This is a genomic window from Sphingomonas phyllosphaerae (assembly GCA_036946405.1).
Taxonomy (GTDB): Bacteria; Pseudomonadota; Alphaproteobacteria; order Sphingomonadales; family Sphingomonadaceae; genus Sphingomonas; species Sphingomonas phyllosphaerae_D.
In genome coordinates, this window is the sequence record JAQIJC010000001.1 from 729687 (window position 1) to 745004 (window position 15318).

Below are 15318 nucleotides of genomic sequence, written 5' to 3' on the forward strand. Positions count from 1 at the left end.
GCGGTTGGTGCGGCATGGTAACGCTCGGCGACTGGCTCGAACCGCATCCGCACGGGCTGTACGTGCGTCCCGCCGATGCGTGGGTCGACCCATCGATCCCGGTTGCGCGCGCGCTGGTCACGCACGGCCATGCCGACCACGCACGCGGCGGGCACGGCGAGGTATGGGCGACGCCCGAGACGCTCGCGATCATGGACGCGCGCTATGGCGAGCAGGTCGGCCACCCGGTCGCCTATGGTGAGAGCATCCGGCTCGGCGCGGTCGAGATCGGGTTCGTGCCCGCCGGGCATGTGCTCGGTTCGGCGCAGATCGTGCTCGATCACCGCGGCGAGCGCGTGGTCGCATCGGGCGATTACAAGCGCCGCGCCGACCCGACCTGCACGCCGTTCGAGCCGGTCAAATGCGACGTCTTCATCACCGAGGCGACCTTCGGGCTGCCGGTGTTCCGGCACCCCGACACCGGCGACGAGATCGACAAACTGATCGCGCGGCTCCACGCCAATCCGGAGCGTTGCATCGTGGTCGGCGCCTATGCGCTCGGCAAGGCGCAGCGCGTGATCGCGGAGCTGCGCGTCCGCGGGCACACCGCCCCGATCTACATCCATGGCGCGCTCCAGCGGCTGTGCGATCTGTATGCGGCGCATGGCGTCCCGCTCGGGGAGCTGCGTCCGGCGACCGGGGTCGCGAAGGCGGAAATGGCGGGGCATATCGTGATGTGCCCGCCGTCGGCGCTCAACGACCGCTGGTCGCGCCGGCTCCCCGATCCGATCACGGCGATGGCGAGCGGCTGGATGCGCGTGCGGCAGCGCGCGCGGCAGAAGAACGTCGAGCTGCCGTTGATCCTGTCCGACCATGCCGATTGGGACGAACTCACCGAGACGCTGAGCGAGATTTCGCCGCGCGAGGTGTGGGTGACGCACGGGCGCGAGGAGGCGCTGGTGCACTGGTGCATGACCCGCCAGATCAAGGCGCGCGCGCTGGCGCTGGTCGGGTTCGAGGATGAGGACGATTGAGGCTCACGTCATTCCCGCGCAGGCGGGAATCCAGAACCTCTGACGTTGCGACCCTTGCGAAGACCTGCGCGTCTGGATTCCCGCCTGCGCGGGATTGACGGATCGTGGTAGCCACAACGGCTTGCATCGTTTCCTGTGCGACGATTACACCAGCATCCCTGACCTATAAGGGGATCACCTGATGCGCTTCGGATACGCCGCCCTCCTGCTCGCTGCCGCGACGATGCCGGCGCTGGCGCAGGACAAGCGGCCGGCGAAAAGCAATGCCGAGGTGCAGAAGGAGGAGGCCGAGGCCGCCACCGCCAACGCGCCGGTCGCGGAGCGCGAGGAACGATCGAAGGGCGCGGTGACGGTCGCGGGCAAGCGGCTCGGCTATACCGCCACCGCCGGCACGCTGACGATCCGCGACATCGAGGGCAAGCCGACCGCATCGATGTTCTACACCGCCTATACGCTCGACGGCACCAAACCGGGCACGAAGCGCCCGATCACCTATTTCTACAACGGCGGGCCGGGCAGCCCGACCTTCTGGCTGCACATGGGCTCGTTCGCGCCGGTGCGGCTCCAGACCGGCAGCCCCGAGTTCATCCGCCCCGCGCCCTATGACTTCGGCCCGAACCCCTACACCTTGCTCGACAAGACCGACATGGTGTTCCTCGATGCGATCGGCGCGGGCTATTCGCGCCCGCTCGGCGACGCCAAGCCGTCCGATTTCTACGGCACCGACGAGGATGCAGACGCCTTCGCCAAGGCGATCCTGCGCTATTCCACCAAGTTCGGCCGCTGGAACTCGCCCAAGTTCATCTTCGGCGAAAGCTACGGCACGCTGCGCTCGGGCGCACTCGCCTACCAGTTGCAGGATCGTGGCATGGCGCTCAACGGCGTGGTGTTGCTCAGCTCGATCATGAACTACGGCTATCGCCAGCCCGGGCTCGATCAGGTCTATCTCAACTATCTGCCCAGCTATGCCGCGACCGCCTGGTATCACAACCGGCTCGCCAACCGTCCCGCCGACGTCGCGACGGTGGTGCAGCAGGCGCGCGACTTCGCGGTCGGTCCGTATATGTCGGCGCTCGCCAAGGGGCAGAACATCAGCGCCGAGGAACGCGACAGCGTCGCGCGGCGGATGAGCGAGCTGACCGGCCTGTCGCCGGACTTCCTGATCCGCAGCAATTTGCGCGTCGACCTGCCGCGCTTCCAGAAGGAGCTGCTGCGCGGCACCCGCCAGACGGTCGGCCGTTTCGACTCGCGCTACGTCGGGGTCGACAGCGACGCGGCGGGCGAGCGCCCGGAAAGCGACGTGTCCTCGGACGCGATCTCGGGCGCGTTCATCGCAACGTTCAACGATTATGCGACGCACACGCTCGGCTACCAGACCGACATGCCGTACCGGCTGTCGGCGCGCGACGCCAAGGGCTGGACGTGGAACTGGAAGCACGATTCGCCGCTGCGCGGGGGCGGGCAGCAGAACAATCCCAATACCGCGGTCGATCTGGCGGCGGCGATGCGCGGCAATCCGTATCTGCAGGTGCTGTCGATGAACGGCTGGTACGACATGGCGACGCCATTCTTCGGCACCGAGAACGACCTCGGGCACATGATGCTCGAGCCCGCGCAGCAGCGGAACCTCTCCTTCACTTACTATCCGGCAGGGCACATGACCTATCTCAATCCCGACGCGCTGGTGGCGATGAAGCGCGACCTGTCGGCGTGGTACGACCGGGCGCTGGCAGTGGCGCGTTCCGATGCGCCACCGGTCCCGCCGACGACCGCCGTCGCGACCGGGCAGGGGCCGAACTGATGCGCGCGCTATTCCTCGCGCTTGCCGCCCCCGCCGCGATCGCCGCGCAAGCGCCTGCCGCCTCGACCGCGGCGGAGGATGCACGGCTCACCGCCTTCCTCGACCGTGCCTTCGACGCGCGGGTCGCGCTCAGCCCGGAGGCGCAGACCAGCCTCGGGCTCAAGACCAATTACGACAAGCTCGACGACAATACCGACGCCGCCGCGATCCGCGAGCGCGACCTCGCCGAACGCCAGCTGCGCGAAATGCGCGCCAGCTTCTCGCCTGCGAAGCTCGGACCGAGCGGCAAGCTCAGCTACCGGCTGTTCGAGGACCAGGTCGAGCGCGCGCGCGACAGCTTCCGCTTCCGCAAGTGGCGCTACCCTGTGTCGACCAACGGCAGCCCGATGGGCGAGGTGCCGGCGTTCCTCATCAACAACCATCGCGTCGATACCGTCGCCGATGCCGACGCCTATGTCGCGCGGATCCGCGATTCGGAGCGGGTGATGCGCGAAACCGCCGCGCTGATGCGCGAGCAGGCCAGGATGGGGATCGTGCCGCTGAAGATGACCTACGCCCCGGTGCGGGCGGACGCGCGCAAGGTGCTGACCGGTGCGCCGTTCACCGCCGGTGCCGACTCGGCGTTGATGGCCGACTTCCGCAAGAAGGTGACCGCGCTCAAGGCGTCCGACACGGAGAAGCAGCGGCTGCTAACGGCGGCGGCGGCGGCGATGACCGGGCCGATGAAGCGCGGCTACGATCTGATGTTCACGACGCTCGACGCGCTCGAGCCGCAGTCAACCGGCAATTGGGGCGCGTGGAAGCTGCCGCAGGGCGCGGCCTATTATGCGGTCCGGCTGCGCGACTCGACGACCACCAACCTGACTGCCGACCAGATCCACGACCTCGGGCTGCGGCAGGTCGCCGCGATCCGCAAGGAGATGGAGGCGGTGAAGACGCGCGTCGGGTTCAACGGCACGTTGGAGCAATTCTTCGAAGTGGTGCGCACCGACCCGCGCTTCAAATATCCCAACACCGAGGCGGGGCGCGAGGCGTATCTAGGAGACGCGCGCAGCTTCGTCGCGCAGATGATGGCGGCCGCGCCGCAATGGTTCGAGCGACTGCCCAAGGCAAAGCTGGAGGTGCGCGCGGTCGAGAAGTGGCGCGAGGGCACCGCCTCGACCGCCTTCTACAACCGCCCCGCGCCGGACGGATCGCGACCGGGCATCTTCTACGTCAACCTCGTCGACATGAACCAGACGCAGAAGATCCAGCTCGACGCGATCGCCGCGCACGAGGCCGCGCCGGGGCACCATTTCCAGATCGCACGCGCGATGGAGCTGGAGGGGCTGCCGAAGTTCCGCGCGTTCGGCGGCTATGGCGCCTATGTCGAGGGCTGGGGGCTCTACAGCGAGCGGCTCGCCAAGGAGATGGGGGCGTACAAGGACCCCTATGCCGAGTTCGGGATGCTCTCGAACCAGGTGTGGCGCGCGATCCGGCTGGTGGTCGACACCGGTGTCCATTCCAAGCGCTGGACGCGCGAGCAGGCGGTGGCGTACTTCCGCGCCAACAGCTCGGTCAGCGACACCGATATTGCGCGCGAGGTCGATCGCTACTTCAACTGGCCGGGGCAGGCGACCAGCTACATGGTCGGCCAGCTGAAGATCGCCGAGCTGCGCGCGAAAGCCGAGCGGGAACTGGGCGCGAAATTCGACATTCGCAGCTTCCACGAAGCGGTGCTGGGGCAGGGGGCGCTGCCGCTCGACGTGCTCGAGGAGCAGGTAGACGCGTATATCGCGGGGCGTAAGGCGTAACCTCGCCCCCGTCATTGCGAGCGAAGCGAAGCAATCCACGGCGTCACGCGCTGGGCCCTGGATTGCTTCGCTACGCTCGCAATGACGATAGGGGGCAAGTTCACCCCATCACATAACCCGTCACGCCGGCGGAGGCCGGGGCCCAGCTGGGAAACGTGGCCGCATTGTCACGCAGCGCCCGGCACTGGACCCCGGCCTCCGCCGGGGGGGCGGATAAAAGGCGGGCTGACCTACTGATCGCTCGCCGCAGCCCGACCCTTGAACCCCTGCGCCACCACGAACCACTCGACCGAGCCCTTGCGGCTCGACGGTGGCTTGGCGTGCTTCACGGTCGTGAAGTTGCGCTTCATCTCCGCGACCAGCGTCGAATCCGCCCCGCCCGCGAACACCTTCGACACGAACGTGCCGCCCGGCCGCAGCACGTCGACCGCGAACGCCAGCGCGGTCTCGACCAGCGCCATCGTCCGCAGCGCATCGGTCTGCGGATGGCCGACGGTGTTCGCCGCCATGTCCGACATCACCAGATCGGGCGCGCCGCCCAGCGCTTCCATCAGCTTGCCCGGCGCTTCATCGTCCATGAAGTCCATCTCGAAGATCGTCACGCCGTCGATCGGATCGACCGGCAGCAGGTCGATCCCGACGATCGCCGCGCCCGGCGCGACGCGCCGCACCACCTGGCTCCAGCCGCCCGGCGCGATCCCGAGATCGACGACGCGCTTCACGCCCTTGAGCAACCCGAACCGCTCGTCGAGTTCGATCAGCTTGTACGCCGCACGGCTGCGATAGCCCTCCGCCTTCGCGCGGCGCACGTAGGGATCGTTGAGCTGTCGCTCCAGCCAGCGCGTCGATTGCGCGGTGCGGCGCTTCGCGGTCTTGACCCGCTGCCGCCCGACTCCTGCCCCCCTCATGCCCCCGTCTCCATCAGCCGGCGCAGGATGCCCTCGCGAATCCCGCGGTCGGCGACCCCCAGCCGTTCGGCGGGCCACAGGTCCAAAATGCCCTCGAGGATCGCGCAGCCCGCAACGACCAGATCGGCGCGCTCGCGCCCGATGCACGGCAATTTGGCGCGTTCGGCGAGCGACATGCCCGCCAGTTCCTGACTGATCGTGCGCATCGCCGCGGCGGGCGCGATCAGCCCGTCGACCTGCGAGCGATCGTAGCGTTCGAGCCCGAGGTGGACGCTGGCGAGCGTGGTGACCGTTCCCGACGTGCCGAGCAGCCGCGGCACGCCTGTCGGTCGCGGCAGCCGCGCCGCGAAGGGCGCGAAACTTTCGGCGACGAGCGTGCGCATCCTTTTATAGGCGCGCGCGCGCTCCTCGGCGGTGTTGCCGCCGCCTGCGCTTTCGGTCAGCGAGACGACGCCCCAGGGCGCGCTATGCCAGTCGCGCACGCGCGGCACGGTGGTGTCGGCATCGACCAGCACCAACTCGGTCGAGCCGCCGCCGATGTCGAAGACCAGCGCCGGCCCGCTGCCCGGTTCGAGCAAGGCGTGGCAGCCGAGCACCGCCAGCCGCGCCTCTTCCTCGGCGGAGATGATGTCGAGGTGGATGCCGGTTTCTTCCAGCACGCGCGCGATGAACGATGCGCCGTTGCTTGCGCGGCGGCACGCCTCGGTCGCGACCGAGCGCGCCAGCGTGACGTTTCGCCGCTTCAATTTGTCGGCGCAGACGCGCAACGCGGCGATCGTCCGCTCGATCGCGGCATCGGACAGCGCGCCGCTGTGCGCGAGTCCCTCGCCGAGCCGGACGATCCGCGAAAAGGCGTCGACCACCGCAAAGCCGTCACCCTGCGGCCGCGCGATCAGCAGGCGGCAATTGTTGGTGCCAAGGTCGAGCGCGGCATAATGCCGCGGCGCGCCGCGCGCGTGGCGCGGCTGGGGTCGTGCCGAACGGGCAGGAGCTGGCGCCTGCCGGCGCGGCAATTGGGCGGGGAAATCCACCATTGCCGTCAACTTTCTTATATCTTCCGGACCGGGACCGCCCCTGCGATCCCCCGGTGCTTGATCTCAAGGCTACACAGTCGCGCCACGTCGGGCAAGGCAGGCGTTGACACGACGCGTCGGCGCTCTTAGATGCCCCCCCGCTGGTGCCCGATCCTCTAATGGTAAGAGAGCGGACTCTGACTCCGTCAATCAAGGTTCGAGTCCTTGTCGGGCATCCAGCTTTTCCCTCAAAGCGTTGATCCTGATCGCTCAAGCTGCTGATCGCGCTTGCGATGATAGCGCTACCGGCTACGCTGCCCCGAATAATTCGGGAGAGGATCGTGAAACTCAGGCTTCGAAATGGCGCGCTGCCTGGCGGCGTCGCGATCGGCCTTGCGGCATGGGGCGCTGCGGCGACCGCGCAGGTCGCCCGCTTCGAGCGCTTCCGCTACGACGGCAAGGCGCAGGAGCGCGTGACCGCCCCGCCGGGCGCGTACCGGAACCCGATTCTCGCCGGCTATTATCCCGATCCGTCGGTGACGCGAGTCGGTGACGATTATTACCTCGTCAATTCGTCGTTCGCGCACTTCCCCGGACTGCCGGTGTTCCGGTCGAAGGATCTGGTGAACTGGACGCAGATCGGCAATGCGATCGACCGGCCGGAACAGCTCGATTTTACCGGGCGGCGCGTGTCGCAGGCGGTGTTCGCGCCCGACATCTCCTTTCACGACGGCACGTTCTACATCGCCAACACCTGCGTCGAATGCGGCGGCAATTTCGTCATCACCGCGAAGAACCCGGCGGGACCGTGGTCGCAGCCGATCTGGCTGCCGTTCGAGGGGATCGATCCGTCAATCTATTGGGAGGGCGACCGCGCTTACATCGTCAACAATCGCGCCCCCGCCGAACCGCCGCGCTACGACGGGCACCGTGCGATCTGGGTGCAGGAATATGACTGGCGTGCCGGCAAGATGGTCGGCGAGAGCACGATGCTCGTCAACGGCGGGGTCGATCTGTCGAAGAAGCCGGTGTGGATCGAGGGGCCGCATCTGCTCCGTAAGCAAGGCTGGTATTATCTCAGCGCCGCCGAGGGCGGCACGAGCGACAACCATTCGCAGGTCGTGCTGCGGTCGCGCAGCCTGCGCGGACCGTTCGTGCCTTACGCCGGCAACCCGATCCTGACGCAGCGCGATCTGCCGCCCGGCCGCGCGCACCCGGTCACCTCGGCGGGCCATGCGAAGTTCGTCCAGACCCAGACCGGCGACTGGTGGGCGACCTTCCTCGCCACGCGTCCCTATGAGGACGGGCTCTACAATATCGGGCGCGAGACGTTCCTGCTGCCCGTGACATGGAAGGACGGCTGGCCGCACATTCTCGACCGCGGCGTGCCGATCCCCTTTATCGCGCCGCGCCCGAAGCTGGCTGCCGAGTTGAAACCGGCGCTGCCGACCAGTGGCGACTTCGGCTATACCGACGATTTCCCCGGCACCCGTCTGGCGATGCAGTGGATCGGCATCCGTACGCCGCGGCAGCCCTTCCATCGCGTCGCTGGCGGCGCGCTGGAGCTACAACCCGGCGCACGCTTCGGCGACCTGAACGGCGTGCCGTCGTTCGTCGGGCGGCGGCAGCAGCATCATGTCGCGACCGTCGCGGTGACGATGCGCTATCGCCCGGGCACGGACGGTGCGCGCGCCGGGCTGGCGGCGGTGCAGAACGACCGCTCGCTGCTGTTGTTCGGTGTGACGCGCATGCAGGGCAAACCGATGGTCGCGATCTGGACTCGCGCCGACGCGGACACCGACACGCTGGTCGCCAGCGCCCCGATCGACGCCGCGAAACCCGTGACGCTGACGCTGCGCGCCGATGGCGGGACGATGGGGTTCGACTATGCGGTTGGCGGACAGCGCCGAACGTTGCGCGACGGCGTCGACGTGCGCTTCCTCAGCACCGCACGCGCGGGCGGGTTCGTCGGCACGGTGATCGGCCCCTTCGACGAACCCTGAGCAGTCCAGCTTGGGGTCACCCGCGCTGCTTCTTTCAACACCCAGAAAAATGATCGGATATGATGCACGCTCGATAAGGAGCGCGCATGACCGATCAACGCAGTTCAGTCCCGGTGGCGGAGGCGGTGGCCGAGTTGCGCGATGCACGCGGGGCGTGGCGCACGCGGCATGACGACGGGCGCGACACCACCAGCTTCCCGTCGCGCGGCGCGCTGGAACGGGTGATCGAGTTGCTGTCCGCCGCGCTCTATCCGCGCCGGCTCGGCCAGTTCCGCGGTGCGCCCGCCGAGGAAGACGGGTTCGTCGCCGCCAAGCTGCTCGCCGCCGCGACCGAGCTGGAGCGCGAGGTCGCCGCGGAGCTGGGTTACTGGCAGGCGGAGGCGAGCAGCGGCACCTTCGATCGCGACCAGCCGGCGACGATCGTGCGGCTTTTCCTGGCAGGGCTGGGCGAGATCCGCCGACTGATCGACAGCGACGTCGAGGCGGCCTTCCTCGGCGATCCCGCCGCGCGCAGCGCCGACGAGATCCTCGTCTGCTATCCCGGCGCGATCGCCAGCCTGCATCACCGGCTGGCGCACCTGCTCTACGAACTCGGGGCGCCGATCGTCGCGCGGCTGATCTCCGAACTCGCCAACGAGCGAACCGGGATCGACATCCACCCCGGCGCGACGATCGGGCCATCGTTCTTCATCGATCACGGCACCGGCGTCGTCATCGGCGAAACCGCGATCATCGGCGCGCGCGTCCGGCTGTACCAGCACGTCACGCTGGGCGCACGAACCCCGCGCGGCGATGATCCCGATCGGCCGCGCACGCGCTATGCACGGCATCCGATCGTGGAGGACGATGTGGTGATCTACGCCGGAACGACGATCCTGGGGCGTGTGACGATCGGAGCGGGCGCGATGATCGGCGGCAACGTCTGGTTGCTGGAAGACGTGCCCGCCGGTCGGGTGGTGGTGCAGCCAGAAGCGCAGGCGCATGACGATGCGAACGACTGGCGCGCGCACGATGGCTGAGCCGCGCAAGCCGGTGATCGGGGTGCTGTGCTGCAACGAGACGGTGCAGCGCCCGGTGCAGGTGGTGGCGAGCCGCTTCGTCGCGCCGCTCGCGCGCGTATCGGAGGCGTGCGTCGTGCTGGTCCCGGCGATCGCCGACCTGTGCGATGTCGCGTCGCTGACCGACTATCTCGACGGCATCCTGCTGACGGGATCGCGCTCGAACGTCGCGCCGACGCGCTATGGCGCGGCCAGCGACGCGGAGGGCGGCGTGCTCGACCGCGAGCGCGACGACGTGGCGTTGACGATGGCCGATGCGATGATCTCGGCGGGCAAGCCGGTGTTCGGCATCTGCCGGGGCATGCAGGAAATCAATGTGCTGTTCGGCGGCACGCTCTCGACCGAGCGCTGTTGCGGGCGGCATTTGCGTGGCGGCTGGGATCACGCGGATTACGCGACGCTTTTCGATCACCGTCACGAGGTGGACCTCGCCGCCGACGGCGCGCTGGCCGCGCTGACCGGCGAGCAGCGGCTGTCGGTCCATTCGGTCCACGAACAGGCGATCGAGCGGCTCGGCGACGGGCTGACGGTCGAGGCATGGTCGAGCGACGACGGCGTGATCGAGGCGATCGCCGCGCGCCCCAACGGCGCCGACGTGCTGGCGGTGCAATGGCATCCGGAATGGGATGTCGAGCGCAGCGCGAGCAGCCACGCCTTCTTCGCACAGATCGGCCGCGCGCTGCGCGGGGCGTGACGCAACAAAGCCGCGGCTTCGGCGATTGAACCCGCCAAGCTACGGAGAAAGACGATGAAGCCGCTCGCCCTGCTCGTTCCGCTCGCCGCGCTGGCGCTTGCCGCCTGCTCGGAGCGCGCCGAGGACCATGCCGAGCGCACCGGCAATGCGATCGCCTCCGATATCGAACGCGCCTCCGACAATGTCGTGCAGAGCGTCGATTCGCTGACCGATCGTCTGGCCGACCACGTCACTAACCGCGTCGACGGCCTTGCCGCCGACCAGATCGACCGTGCGGCGGATCGCATCTCCGAAGCGTCCGACCGGTTGGAGGACGAAGTCCGTCGCCACGGCGATCAGACGCGCGATCGCGCGGGCGCGGCGCTCGAAAACGCCGGTGCCGACTTGCGCGATCGCGACGCCGATCGCGAGCGACGCTGATCCTGCCCCTGTCGTCAGCGCGGCCCGCACGCTAAGGCGGCACCCGAGGGGACAGAAGATGGCGCGCGGACCGCAACAGGATTTGACGACCGGTCCGATCGGGCGGACGTTGCTGGTGTTCGCGCTGCCGACGCTCGGCTCCAGCATCCTGCAATCGCTCAACGGCTCGATCAACGCGATCTGGATCGGACAATTCCTGGGCGAGCGCGCGCTGGCGGCCACCACCAACGCCAATATCATCATGTTCCTGCTGATCGCGGCGGTGTTCGGCTTCGGCATGGCCGCGACGATCATGATCGGCCAGAACATGGGCCGCCGCGACCTCGACGCGGTGCGGCGCGTGCTCGGCACGTCGGTCGGGCTGTTTACCTTGTTGTCGATCGTCACCGTCGTCGTCGGGTTGCTTGCCGCGCCCGCGATCCTGCGCGTGCTGGCGACGCCGGCCGAGGTCTATCCGCTCGCGCTCGCCTATCTGCGCGTGATCTTCGTCGCGATGGTGCCGGGCTTCGTCGCCGTGCTGCTGACGATGGCGCTGCGCGGCACCGGTGATTCGATCACGCCGCTAAAGTTCATGGCGCTGGGATCGGCGATCGACGTCGCGCTCAATCCGTTGCTGATCCGTGGGCTAGGACCGATCCCCGCGCTGGGGATCGAGGGATCAGCGATGGCGACGCTGATCGCCAACACCGTCTCGCTGATTGCGCTGCTCGTCTACATCTACCGCCGCGACCTGCCGATCCGGATGCGCGGCGCGGAGTGGCGCTACGTCGTGCCCGACGCGGCGCTGCTGCGGACGATCGTCGCCAAGGGCGTGCCGATGGGGTTGCAGATGCTGGTCGTCTCCACCTCGGCGCTGGCGATGATCGGGCTGGTCAACCGCCACGGCACCGCGACCACCGCGGCGTACGGCGCGGCCAACCAGCTGTGGACCTATATCCAGATGCCCGCGATGGCGGTCGGCGCGGCGGTCAGCGCGATGGCGGCGCAGAATATCGGCGCGGGGGCATGGTCGCGCGTCGATCGGATCACGCGCGTCGGGATCGTCACCAACCTGGCGCTGACCGGCGGGTTGGTCGTGGTGCTGACGCTGCTCGACCGGCATGTGTTGTGGCTGTTCCTCGGGCAGGACAGCGGTGCGGTCGACATCGCGGTGCGGATCAACCTGATCGCGGCGTGGAGCTTCGTGCTGTTCGGCGTGTCGATGGTGCTGTCGGCGACGGTGCGCGCGAACGGTGCGGTGGTCGGGCCGCTGGTGATTTTGGCGCTGGCGATGTTCCCGCTGCGGCTCGGCATGGCCGCCGGGCTGGAGCCGTCATGGGGCGCGGATGCGATCTGGTGGAGCTTCCCGGCCGGGTCGATCGGCTCGATGCTGATGATGATCGCTTTCTACCGCCACGGCGGCTGGCGGCGTGGCAAGCTGCCCGCCGCGCCGCACGAAGGCGAGGAACAGGCGATGGCCGAGTGCGAGCCGGTCGCGAAGACGATGCCGGTCGGCTGACGTACGGCGGCCGGTCGGCTGACCCTCAGGCGCGTTGCAGCGCGCGCGCGCGGCGGCGCTGCACCGAACTGCCGATCCCCATCGCCTCGCGATATTTGGCGACGGTGCGGCGCGCGATGTCGAAGCCCTTGGCGTTGAGCTGCTCGACCAATGTGTCGTCGGACAGGATCGTGTCGCCTTCGCCCGCGATCAGTGCGCGGATCGCGCTCTTCACCGCCTCCGCCGACACCGCATCGCCGCCATCGGCGGCGGCGATCGCCGAGGTGAAGAAATATTTCAGCTCGAACACGCCGCGCGCGCAGCTCAGATATTTGTTGCTGGTGACGCGGCTGACGGTCGATTCATGCAGGTCGATCGCCTCGGCGATCTGGCGCAGCGTCAGCGGGCGCAGATGCGCGACGCCGCGCAGGAAGAACGCCTCCTGCTGCTTCACGATTTCGGTCGCGACGCGCACGATCGTGCGCTGCCGCTGGTCGAGCGCCTTGACCAGCCAATTGGCGCTGGCCAGCTTGTCGGCGAGCCACGCCTTGCCGGCCTTGTCCTGCCTGCCGCTCGCCAGCTCGCTGTAATAGCCCTTGTTGACCAGCACGCGCGGCAGCGTCGCGGCGTTCAGCTCGATCGCCCAGCCGGCCTTGGTGCGCGTCACCGACAGATCGGGAATGACCGGCGCGGGCGGTTCGCCGCCATAGCGGCAGCCCGGCTTGGGATCGTAGCCGCGCAGCTCGCGGATCATGTCCGCCATATCCTCATCGTCGACCTGACACAGTCGCTTGAGTCGCGTCAGATCGCCGCGTGCGAGCAGGTCGAGATGATCGAGCAGCCGCGCCATGCACGGATCGTAGCGGTCGACCTCGCGCGCCTGGATCGCGAGACATTCGGCAAGGTCGCGCGCGCCGACCCCCGTGGGCTCGAAGCGCTGGATGACGGTCAGGACGCGTTCGACCCGCGCAACCGACACGCCCAGCCGTTGCGCGAGCTCGGCAATATCGACACGCAGGTATCCCGCCTCGTCGATCTGGTCGATCAGCGCGCGCGCGATGAACAGCTCCGCCTCGTCGAACGCCGCCCCGGCCTGCGCGAGCAAAATGTCGGCGAGACTCTCACTGGTGTCGGCGAAGGTATCGAGGTCGGGTGCCTCGCCCGAGCCGCTCGCCGGCGCCGCGCTCGACGACAATCCGGCATGGTCGGACGGTGAGTCATCAAAGCGTTCGGCGGCGATGTCGACGTCGAGCGTCTCGCCGGCCGCCTCGCCCGAAACGACGAGTTCGTCGGCGCCCGCCGGCTCGTCGCGCGTCGGGGCGTCCACCGGCACCGCTTCGGGCGCATCGTCGCCGCCCGGCGTCGCCTCCAGCAACGGGTTGCGTTCGAGTTCCTCGGCGATCACGCCCTCGATCTCGAGATTGCTCAACGCCAGCAGCTTGATCGCCTGCTGGAGCTGCGGCGTCATCACCAGAGACTGCGACTGACGAAGGTCGAGGCGCGGAGCGAGGCTCATGTGCCTACGACCCGTCGCCCCTGCGAAGGCAGGGGCCTATGACTGTCGAATTCACGAACAAGATCGACACAGGGCGGACGGCGCATGTGTCAGTCCGCCCAACAGCAATCGGCAGACATGGACCCCTGCCTGCGCAGGGGTGACGGGCAAGGAAAGGCGAAGGCGCCCAACACCATGCCTACAGCGCGAAATCCTCGCCCAGATAGAGCCGGCGGACATTCTCGTCGCGCACCAGTTCCTCCGGGCTGCCGGTGAACAGCACCTTGCCGTCGTAGATGATGTAGGCGCGATCGACGATGTCGAGCGTCTCGCGCACATTATGGTCGGTGATCAGCACCCCGATGCCGCGATCCTTCAACTGGCAGACCAGATTGCGGATGTCGGCGATCGAGATCGGGTCGATGCCCGCGAACGGCTCATCGAGCAGCATGATCGACGGATCGGCCGCCAGTGCACGCGCGATCTCGGCACGCCGCCGCTCCCCGCCCGACAGGGCCATCGCCGGTGCGTCGCGCAGCCGGGTCAGCCCGAACTCGCCGAGCAGTTGTTCCAGCTTGTCGGCGCGCGCCGCGGCATCCGGCTCCGAGAGTTCGAGGACGGTCGAAATATTCTTCTCGATCGTCAGCCCACGGAAGATCGACGTTTCCTGCGGCAGATAGCCGAGCCCGAGGATCGCGCGGCGGTACATGGGCAGGCCGGTGATATCGTCGCCATCGAGCATGATGCGGCCCGAATCGGGCTTCACCAGCCCCATCACCGAATAGAAACAGGTCGTCTTGCCCGCGCCGTTCGGCCCCAGCAGCCCGATCACCTCGCCGCGTCCGACCGTCACCGATACGTCGGTCAGCACGACGCGCTTGTCATAGCTCTTCGCGATCGAAACGACCTGCAGCCCGCGGCCGAGCTCGGCCTCGTGGATCGGCTCCACCCGGTCGAGCCCTTCGCGGTTCAGCGTCGTCGTGGTGCCGTCCATCGTCTGTCGCTCTCTCAGAACAGGGTTACCGCTTCGTCAACGCCGCGACTGGCAGGATTCATGCAGGAAGCCGGCGCGAACCGAAACCCCCGACGTGCCGCGCTGCGCTCAGTTGCGCTTGGGGACCGAGAAGGTGCCGGTGACGCGGCCGCCCGGCGACTGCGTGACGGCACCCGTGCCCGCCGCCGCCCCACCGGCGACCGACGAGCCGTCGATCACCGCGCGACCGGTGTCGAGGTTGATCGTCAACCGCCCGCCGTTGACGGTGTTGCCGCCCTGCGTCAGCTTCACCCCGCCCAGCATCGTGATGACGCGGCGGTTGAGGTCGTAGACACCGAACTGGCTGCGCGCGGTCTGGTCCGGACGAACCACCGTCACCCCGCCGCTGGCGTCGAGCCGCGAAACTTGCGGGCTGCCGTCGATCACCTGACCGGTGTAGGCGACGGTCATCCGCTGCGCCGAGAGCGTCATCTCGGATTGCCGCACCTTGACGTTGCCCGACAGCACCGCGCGGTTGGCGCGATCCTGCAACTCGATATGGTCCGCGCCGAAGTCGATCGGGGCGGCGGTGTCGTGCCGCGTCTGCGCCGCCGCGGGCACGGCGAGCATCGTCAGCAGGGCGGGGGCGGCGGCAAGGCGCAACATGCGA

General features: G+C 68.3%; 13 protein-coding genes and 1 tRNA gene. 9 read left to right on the forward strand and 5 right to left on the reverse strand.

Features of this window, described 5'->3' with window-relative positions; all coding sequences use genetic code 11:
- Positions 1-14: 14 nt before the first annotated feature.
- From PGN12_03380 to PGN12_03390, 3 genes are all read left to right on the forward strand, one after another.
- Positions 15-1013, forward strand: coding sequence for a ligase-associated DNA damage response exonuclease (locus PGN12_03380; protein ID MEH3102926.1), 999 nt, complete (start codon positions 15-17; stop codon positions 1011-1013).
- A 181-nt stretch (positions 1014-1194) separates the two neighbouring features.
- Entirely contained in the window at positions 1195-2814 is a 1620-nt protein-coding gene (locus PGN12_03385; GenBank protein MEH3102927.1) for a peptidase S10, read from the forward strand.
- Positions 2814-4607, forward strand: a complete 1794-nt coding sequence (locus PGN12_03390) for a DUF885 domain-containing protein (protein ID MEH3102928.1) — start codon at positions 2814-2816, stop codon at positions 4605-4607. The genes PGN12_03385 and PGN12_03390 overlap by 1 nt, the downstream gene beginning before the upstream one ends.
- Before the next feature lie 230 nt (positions 4608-4837).
- On the opposite strand, the gene PGN12_03395 is transcribed toward PGN12_03390, so the two are convergent.
- Positions 4838-5515 (reverse strand): RlmE family RNA methyltransferase, encoded by a 678-nt coding sequence (locus PGN12_03395; GenBank protein ID MEH3102929.1) that lies wholly within the window; start codon positions 5513-5515, stop codon positions 4838-4840.
- Positions 5512-6549: a Ppx/GppA phosphatase family protein gene (locus tag PGN12_03400; protein ID MEH3102930.1), complete on the reverse strand. Its 1038-nt coding sequence runs from the start codon at positions 6547-6549 to the stop codon at positions 5512-5514. Before PGN12_03400 ends, PGN12_03395 begins: the two co-directional genes overlap by 4 nt.
- A gap of 144 nt (positions 6550-6693) precedes the next feature.
- Between PGN12_03400 and PGN12_03405 the strand changes: the two genes are divergently transcribed.
- The 6 genes from PGN12_03405 (at position 6694) to PGN12_03430 (ending at position 12201) form a co-directional block, all read left to right on the forward strand.
- A tRNA-Gln gene (locus PGN12_03405) sits at positions 6694-6767 on the forward strand.
- A 54-nt stretch (positions 6768-6821) separates the two neighbouring features.
- On the forward strand, positions 6822-8531 hold the full coding sequence (locus PGN12_03410; protein MEH3102931.1) for a glycoside hydrolase family 43 protein: 1710 nt from the start codon (positions 6822-6824) through the stop codon (positions 8529-8531).
- 86 nt (positions 8532-8617) lie between these two features.
- A complete protein-coding gene (locus tag PGN12_03415; protein ID MEH3102932.1) occupies positions 8618-9550 on the forward strand; it encodes a serine acetyltransferase in 933 nt (310 codons plus the stop codon).
- On the forward strand, positions 9543-10283 hold the full coding sequence (locus tag PGN12_03420; protein ID MEH3102933.1) for a gamma-glutamyl-gamma-aminobutyrate hydrolase family protein: 741 nt from the start codon (positions 9543-9545) through the stop codon (positions 10281-10283). Before PGN12_03415 ends, PGN12_03420 begins: the two co-directional genes overlap by 8 nt.
- Before the next feature lie 54 nt (positions 10284-10337).
- Entirely contained in the window at positions 10338-10703 is a 366-nt protein-coding gene (locus PGN12_03425; GenBank protein MEH3102934.1) for a hypothetical protein, read from the forward strand.
- Between the two features lie 58 nt (positions 10704-10761).
- Positions 10762-12201: an MATE family efflux transporter gene (locus tag PGN12_03430; GenBank protein ID MEH3102935.1), complete on the forward strand. Its 1440-nt coding sequence runs from the start codon at positions 10762-10764 to the stop codon at positions 12199-12201.
- A gap of 25 nt (positions 12202-12226) precedes the next feature.
- Here the strand turns inward: PGN12_03430 and rpoN are convergent, their stop codons facing one another.
- The 3 genes from rpoN to PGN12_03445 form a co-directional block, all read right to left on the reverse strand.
- Complete coding sequence (rpoN, locus tag PGN12_03435) at positions 12227-13696, reverse strand: RNA polymerase factor sigma-54 (protein MEH3102936.1); 1470 nt, start codon at positions 13694-13696, stop codon at positions 12227-12229.
- A 178-nt stretch (positions 13697-13874) separates the two neighbouring features.
- Entirely contained in the window at positions 13875-14669 is a 795-nt protein-coding gene (gene lptB, locus PGN12_03440; protein MEH3102937.1) for an LPS export ABC transporter ATP-binding protein, read from the reverse strand.
- Positions 14670-14777: 108 nt separating this feature from the next.
- Positions 14778-15314, reverse strand: a complete 537-nt coding sequence (locus tag PGN12_03445) for an LptA/OstA family protein (protein MEH3102938.1) — start codon at positions 15312-15314, stop codon at positions 14778-14780.
- Between the last annotated feature and the right edge of the window lie 4 nt (positions 15315-15318).

What these genes read in the sequence shown, in the direction of transcription:
- PGN12_03400 (MEH3102930.1), bottom strand. Translation starts at nt 6,549, where the DNA reads ATGGTGGATTTCCCCGCCCAATTGCCGCGCCGGCAGGCGCCAGCTCCT.
- PGN12_03445 (MEH3102938.1), bottom strand. Translation starts at nt 15,314, where the DNA reads ATGTTGCGCCTTGCCGCCGCCCCCGCCCTGCTGACGATGCTCGCCGTG.
- PGN12_03430 (MEH3102935.1), top strand. Translation starts at nt 10,762, where the DNA reads ATGGCGCGCGGACCGCAACAGGATTTGACGACCGGTCCGATCGGGCGG.
- PGN12_03390 (MEH3102928.1), top strand. Translation starts at nt 2,814, where the DNA reads ATGCGCGCGCTATTCCTCGCGCTTGCCGCCCCCGCCGCGATCGCCGCG.
- PGN12_03385 (MEH3102927.1), top strand. Translation starts at nt 1,195, where the DNA reads ATGCGCTTCGGATACGCCGCCCTCCTGCTCGCTGCCGCGACGATGCCG.
- PGN12_03425 (MEH3102934.1), top strand. Translation starts at nt 10,338, where the DNA reads ATGAAGCCGCTCGCCCTGCTCGTTCCGCTCGCCGCGCTGGCGCTTGCC.
- rpoN (MEH3102936.1), bottom strand. Translation starts at nt 13,696, where the DNA reads ATGAGCCTCGCTCCGCGCCTCGACCTTCGTCAGTCGCAGTCTCTGGTG.
- PGN12_03380 (MEH3102926.1), top strand. Translation starts at nt 15, where the DNA reads ATGGTAACGCTCGGCGACTGGCTCGAACCGCATCCGCACGGGCTGTAC.
- PGN12_03410 (MEH3102931.1), top strand. Translation starts at nt 6,822, where the DNA reads ATGATAGCGCTACCGGCTACGCTGCCCCGAATAATTCGGGAGAGGATC.
- PGN12_03395 (MEH3102929.1), bottom strand. Translation starts at nt 5,515, where the DNA reads ATGAGGGGGGCAGGAGTCGGGCGGCAGCGGGTCAAGACCGCGAAGCGC.
- PGN12_03420 (MEH3102933.1), top strand. Translation starts at nt 9,543, where the DNA reads ATGGCTGAGCCGCGCAAGCCGGTGATCGGGGTGCTGTGCTGCAACGAG.
- lptB (MEH3102937.1), bottom strand. Translation starts at nt 14,669, where the DNA reads ATGGACGGCACCACGACGACGCTGAACCGCGAAGGGCTCGACCGGGTG.
- PGN12_03415 (MEH3102932.1), top strand. Translation starts at nt 8,618, where the DNA reads ATGACCGATCAACGCAGTTCAGTCCCGGTGGCGGAGGCGGTGGCCGAG.